The 6207-nt window shown below is 62.4% G+C and carries 8 protein-coding genes; all 8 read left to right on the top strand.

Annotated elements, in window-relative coordinates:
• Window positions 1-10 precede the first annotated feature (10 nt).
• Window positions 11-133, top strand: a complete 123-nt coding sequence (locus tag SY1_RS04145) for a FliM/FliN family flagellar motor switch protein (protein WP_279369744.1) — start codon at window positions 11-13, stop codon at window positions 131-133.
• Window positions 134-358: 225 nt separating this feature from the next.
• Window positions 359-721, top strand: a complete 363-nt coding sequence (locus SY1_RS04140; RefSeq protein ID WP_015556279.1) for a response regulator — start codon at window positions 359-361, stop codon at window positions 719-721.
• A gap of 389 nt (window positions 722-1110) precedes the next feature.
• Window positions 1111-1956, top strand: a complete 846-nt coding sequence (gene fliP, locus SY1_RS04135; RefSeq protein WP_243440578.1) for a flagellar type III secretion system pore protein FliP — start codon at window positions 1111-1113, stop codon at window positions 1954-1956.
• A 61-nt stretch (window positions 1957-2017) separates the two neighbouring features.
• Window positions 2018-2293, top strand: a complete 276-nt coding sequence (gene fliQ / locus SY1_RS04130; RefSeq protein WP_015556278.1) for a flagellar biosynthesis protein FliQ — start codon at window positions 2018-2020, stop codon at window positions 2291-2293.
• Window positions 2294-2312: 19 nt separating this feature from the next.
• A complete protein-coding gene (locus SY1_RS04125; protein ID WP_015556277.1) occupies window positions 2313-3107 on the top strand; it encodes a flagellar biosynthetic protein FliR in 795 nt (264 codons plus the stop codon).
• Complete coding sequence (gene flhB / locus SY1_RS04120; RefSeq protein ID WP_208872801.1) at window positions 3104-4189, top strand: flagellar biosynthesis protein FlhB; 1086 nt, start codon at window positions 3104-3106, stop codon at window positions 4187-4189. The genes SY1_RS04125 and flhB overlap by 4 nt, the downstream gene beginning before the upstream one ends.
• A 148-nt stretch (window positions 4190-4337) precedes the next feature.
• Window positions 4338-5087, top strand: a complete 750-nt coding sequence (locus SY1_RS04115) for a hypothetical protein (RefSeq protein ID WP_015556276.1) — start codon at window positions 4338-4340, stop codon at window positions 5085-5087.
• A 23-nt stretch (window positions 5088-5110) separates the two neighbouring features.
• Complete coding sequence (pfkA, locus tag SY1_RS04110) at window positions 5111-6067, top strand: 6-phosphofructokinase (protein ID WP_015556275.1); 957 nt, start codon at window positions 5111-5113, stop codon at window positions 6065-6067.
• Window positions 6068-6207 lie beyond the last annotated feature (140 nt).

Raw genomic sequence — 6207 nt, 5'->3', positions numbered from 1 at the left:
GGGCGAGCCGGTGGACATCCTGGTGAACGGAAAGCCGATCGCAAGGGGCGAGGTCGTCGTCATCGACGAGAACTTCGGCGTGCGCATCACGGACATCATCGGAGCCGCGGCGGGCGCGCGTTCGACCTCCTAGCACAGGCTAAGGGCTCGCGCCGCAGAGGCTTTCGTCCCATCGTCGGGCTTTTTTGCGGCGGGCGCTTGCCGGGCGATTTTTCATGATATAATCAATGCGTTGTGCGGTTGGTTCTGTCAGTGGGGCGTCGCATTTATCTTCGTTTTTATGAAGACCTTTTCTCTATAAGGCGCAGGGACCGAGCCCCTGTGCAGGAGATTTTTGACGTAAGCGAGGGATTACAGGATGGGCAAGAAAGTTCTTATCGTCGATGACGCGGCCTTTATGCGAATGATGCTGAAGGATATCCTTCAGAAGAATAATTTCGAGGTGGTCGCCGAGGCTGAAAACGGCAAGGCGGGGGTCGCCGCGTATCAGAAGTACAAGCCTGATATCGTGACGATGGACATCACGATGCCGGAGATGAACGGCATTGACGCCGTTAAGGCCATCAAGGCCCTTGATCCCGACGTCAAGATCGTGATGGTTTCCGCGATGGGGCAGCAGCCCATGGTCATCGAGGCGATCCAGGCGGGAGCCAACGACTTCATCGTCAAGCCCTTCCAGCCGGAGCGCGTGATCGAAGCCATCACCAAGGTCCTGTCCTGAGCCGGAGGGACGTTTTTACTGCTGCCCCGGCGACGAAGGCCTCCGGGGCCACGGTTTTGTGCGTGCTGTCGCGGTGTAGATCGCGGATGGGAGCGGTTGAAGCCTTGTGGAGAAGTCGGCGCCTGAGGGGGAATCGGTGATCTCGGATCCCAGCCTTGTGGCCTATTTGGCTAGAGTGTCGCTTGCCTTGGTTGTTCTGGCGCTTTCCGCCGTCCTTCTGGTGCGTTTTGTGCGGGGGAGGCGCGGGGGGGTAAGAGATGACGGGGCCGTTAAGCTTTTGGCGTCCTTACCCGTGGGTAAGGATGTCTTTTTTGTGTTGCGCTGCGGACCCGACGTCGTCGCGTTTACCTCCGGGGCGAGTGGAACTTGTCTGATGGGCAGGTGGAAGTATGAGGAATGGGTTGGCGCGGGAGACGCTCCAGCGGAACGGACGGAAGATGGCGCGCGCTAGGGGGCTTTTCCTCGTCCTGACGCTCGCGGCGTTCCTCGCCTTTTGCGGAGGGTTTGCCCTTCCGGCCTGGGCCGCGGATTCGGAGGCGCTTTCCGGGGTGCCGCTCCCGACGATACAGTTTGGCGTCACGCCGGCGGACTCCCCGCGGGACGTGGCACTCTCCCTGCAGATACTGGCCCTGATGACGGTGGTGAGCGTCGTCCCGGCGATCTTCCTCATGGTAACGAGCTTCACCCGCATCATCGTGGTCCTGGGCTTCGTGCAGCGCGCGATAGGGCTTCAGCAATCGCCGCCCCAACAGGTCATCGCGGGGCTCTCGCTCTTTTTGACGCTCTTCACCATGTACCCGGTGTGGGACCGGGTCTATCAGGAAGGGCTTGCCCCGTATCTTTCGGGCGCCGCCAGCGCCCCTCAGGCGTGGCAGAGCACGGTGACGCCGATCCGCGAGTTCATGTTTCGCTATACGCGCCAGGAGGAACTGTCGCTCATGGTGTCCATGTCGGGGACCGAGCGCCCCGCGTCGCAGGACGCGGTGCCGACGCGCGTCCTGATCCCAGCCTTCATGCTGAGCGAGCTCAAGACGGCCTTTCAGATGGGCGTCGTCATCTACATCCCCTTCATCGTGGTGGACATGGTGGTCTCAAGCGTCCTGCTTGCGATGGGGATGATGATGCTCCCCCCCATGATGATCTCCCTGCCCTTTAAGATCCTGCTCTTCGTCATGGCCGACGGCTGGAACCTGGTCGTCCTGAGCCTTCTGAAGAGCTTTGCCAACGTCCCCTGACGCAGGGCGGCCAGCGCGCCCGTTCCCCCAGAGGTCCGTGTGAGAGAGGAGGCGCCCGAAGATGGCGGAAACGGCCCTGAGCCTTTTTGATCTCCTGAGCCAGTCCATCTGGACCATGTTGGTCGTGTCCCTGCCCGTGCTCCTGGTGGCCATGAGCGTGGGGCTCTTGATCGGCATCCTTCAGACGGCCACCTCCATACAGGAGCAGACGCTGATCTTCATCCCCAAGATCCTGGCCGTGTTCATCTGCATCATCCTCCTGTCCCCCTGGATGGGGCAGAGGATGCTCGTGATGACGCGGGAGATATTGGGCCAGCTGGAGCGCTTTATCCAGTGATGCGGGGCGGCGCTTTTTCATGAGGGGGATCGAGCTGCCGGCTCAGCTCTTGATCGTCTGTCTCCTCCTTCACCTTCGCTTTGTGGGGCTCGTGTTCAGCGCCCCCGTGTTCACCTCCGTCATGGCCCCGACGCCCGTGCGCTACCTCTTTGCTGCGCTCCTGACGTTCTCGGCGGCGGGGGGCCTGGGCGGTGCGGAGGTCCCGCTCTTCTACTTCGACAGCGTCTTCTCCATCGCCCTCCTGGGCGTTCGCGAGGTCCTGATCGGAGTGGCTCTCGGATTCCTCTCCGCGCTGCCGCTGGTGGCGCTGCGCGTGGCGGGAGAGCAGGTGGGGACGGTGATCGGCTTCTCCATGGCCCAGGTGCTGGACCCGACGACGCAGACCGAGAGCTCCATCATCGGACAGCTGGAATTCCTGGTGGGCTTGTGGTTTTATTACCACTGGAACGGGCACCTCCTCATGATTCAGGCGGTGATGGAGAGCGTGAGGCTGGCCCCCGTGGGGCGCCTCCTGCCGTTTCCGCCGGATTTGATCGAGGTGGGGACCTGGCTTCAGGACCTGTTCATTCTGGCGATGCGGATCACCCTTCCCTTCTTTTGTTCGCTGGTCCTGGCGGACGTCGGCCTGGGCTTTCTGGCGCGGACGGTCCCTCAGATGAACATCTTCGTCCTGGGGCTTCCGATCAAGGTGGCGCTGGGCTTTATGGTCCTTGCCGCAGTTCTGCCGCTGACCGTTGACCTCATCTACACCCAGTTTGAGCGCTGGATCGAGTTTGCCCTGGAGGGGGTGCTGCCTTGGAGCGCTGCGCCGTGAGCTGCCGCGTCGCCTTCGACATCCAGTTTTTCGCCCAGGAGCGCACGGAGCCCGCGACGCCCCGGAAGCGCGAGAAGGTGCGCTCCGAGGGCAGGGTGTGCATGAGCAAGGACCTGACGGCCGCCGTGGGGCTCCTGACGGGGCTTTTGGGGCTGGCGGTCCTGGGGGCCTTCACGTGGCGCGTGATGAGCCGTCTTCTGAGGCTTTCCCTGAGCTTCATCGGGGATGCGACCCTGGAGCGGGACGGATGGTTTCACTACCTCTCCTGGGAGGTCGTGAAGGACTTCTTCATCTCCTGGCTCCCCCTGGGGTGCCTGATCGCCTTTTTCTCCGCTGCCGCCGTCATCTGCCAGGTGGGCTGGACGATGACCAGCGAGCCCTTCAAGCCCAACCTGGGGCGGCTCAACCCCATCAGCGGCATGAAGAAGATCATCTCCCTGCGCTCCGTCGTCGAGCTCTTGAAGGGGCTCTTGAAGGCGGGGGTCTTCGCCGTCGTGATCTACTCCGCAATCAAGAACTACCTTCCCGCCTCTTCGAGGGCCATGCAGATGCCTCTCGCGCACGGCGCCGCCTCCTTCTGGGACATGCTGTGGACGCTCTCCATGCGGCTTGCGGCGATGTTGTTGGCGATGGCGTTGGTCGACTACCTCTACCAGCACTGGGAGTTCGAGCGCTCCATCCGCATGAGCCGGCAGGAGATCAAGGAGGAGTACAAGCAGATGGAGGGGGACCCGCAGATCAAGAGCAAGATCCGCCAGAAGCAGCGGGAGCTGGCCAAGAAGCGCATGATGGCGGACGTCCCCAAGGCGGACGTCGTCATCACGAACCCGACGACGCTGGCGGTGGCCCTCCTCTACGATCGAAGGCTGATGAAGGCGCCTCAGGTCGTGGCGAAGGGCAAGGGCTTCGTGGCGCAGAGGATTCGAGAGCTTGCGGAGGCTGCGGGCGTCCCCGTGGTTGAGAACAAGCCCCTGGCCTGGGCGCTCTACGGGGGCGTCGAGGTGGGGGAGGAGATATCTCAGGACCTCTACCGCAGCGTTGCGGAGATCCTGGCGATGGTCTACCGGCTCAGGGCGTCGTAATCGAAGTGAAAAAAGCGGCGGAAACGCGCGTTTCTGTTGTATAATCATGGTGTAGCCCCGTTGACGTTTGCGTTTGAAGCGTTATCTGCTCTGAAATTCTATCTTTAAATTTTATCTTCTTACGATGATGAAGGGAAATCATTCAAACATGAAAAAGACGGTATGGCTTGTGTTGGCGCTTGCGATATGCCTCGTTCCCCACGCGGCCTTTGCGGCCGACTTGCCGGAGCTCGCGAGGTGGACGCGCACCAGCGACTTCGCGGATCGCGACGAGGCGCAGAGGGTGAAGGTGAGCGTGGTCTATTACTCCAACGAGTACGTTGAGGCCCTTGTGAAGGCCGAGGCGGAGAAGAACCTCTGGACCCGGGACGAGACGGAGAACTACAAGTACACGCTCCTGAAGACGCTGAACTTCCACGACGCCATCGCCTTTCAGCTGACCCTTTACGTGGAGGGCCTCCCCATGTACGCTCAGCCCTTCGATCGCCACATCAGCCTGTGGATCGGCAACAAGCGCTACAACCCTACGGACTACGACAAGCGGTTCAACGTCAAGATCCTTGGGGAGCGGGACGGGATGATCTGGTTCCCGCGGTACGACCCCAAGACGGGCGCGGAGCTCCTCAAGGGGGCGAAGGACATCCGCCTCGTCCTGGACGGCGCCATCAGTCAGGCGATCTCCCCCCGTGGCGACGCCATGTGGGTCTGGGACATCACGAAGGACGTGGAGGGGGCCCTGGGGAACGGCAGGGCCATGGACCGGCTTGAGCTGGATCGTCTGATCAAGCGCCTCGAGAAGCTGAACCAGGAGCGCGGTGCGCTTCAACTTCAGGTGGATTCCATCGACCAGGAATTGAACAAGGTCAATTCCCGCATCGATGAGCTGCAGGGCAGGTAATTTCAGGAAAGGAAGGGAACGCCATGGATCGTATCGCCGTATTGACCAGCGGAGGGGATTCGCCCGGCATGAACGCAGCCATCCGCGCAGTGGCCCGCACCTGTCATTACAACGACAAGGAGTGCATCGGCGTCATGCGGGGCTATGAGGGACTGATCGAAGGGGACTTCAAGGTGCTGGACCGGGCCTCCGTGGGGGGCATCATCCATCGGGGTGGCACGATCCTCAAGACCGCGCGCAGCGATCGCTTCAAGACCCAGGAGGGGCGCGAGGCGGCCCTCCTGAAGATGAAGGAGGCGGGAATCGAGGGCCTGGTCGTGATCGGCGGGGACGGGTCCTTCCATGGCGCGAAGGCTCTGCACGAGATGGGGATGCCCGTCATCGGCATTCCCGGCACCATCGACAACGACGTGGCGGGGACGGACGAGACCATCGGCTTCGACACGGCGGTGAACACGGCCCTCGAGGCGATCATGCGCCTGAGGGACACGGCCTCCAGCCACGACCGCCTGTTCATCGTCGAGGTCATGGGGCGCAACGCCGGCTTCCTGGCGCTTGAGACTGCGGTGGCCTCCGGCGCGGAGTACGCCGTCGTTCCGGAGATTCCCCTGAGCATCGGCAACCTCTGCAAGCTGCTTCGAGAGTCCCATGCGGAGCACAAGAGCCACACCCTCATCATCCTGGCGGAGGGGGTCATGTCCGCCACGGAGATGCGGGACAAGCTTCAGGATACGGGAGGGTACGACGCCCGGGTCACGGTGCTGGGGTACATCCAGCGGGGTGGAAGCCCCACGTCCTTTGACGTCGTCCTCGCCACCCGCATGGGGGCCTTTGCGACGGACAACCTGCTGATCGGAAAAAGCGGCTTTATGGTGGGGAACGTGAACCACAAGCTGGTCCTGAGCGACCTGGAGCGCTCCTGGACCGAGCACAAGAACCTGAGCCCGGAGCTGCTGAACCTGATCCACAAGATGAACTGACATGGGTTCCGGGGAAGGAGCGTCCGCGGCGGCGGACTGCGGAGGCCTCGACGTCGGGGCGCTCCTGCGGATCGTCGCCTCTGACCTGGGGGGACGAAAGGTTCCCGCCCTCTCCCGCCCCTCCGCCTGGGAGGAGGCCC

The organism is Fretibacterium fastidiosum (genome assembly GCF_000210715.1).
Taxonomy (GTDB): Bacteria; Synergistota; Synergistia; order Synergistales; family Aminobacteriaceae; genus Fretibacterium; species Fretibacterium fastidiosum.
Note: the sequence above shows the minus strand (reverse complement) of the source record. Positions and strands in the feature narration are given on the sequence as shown.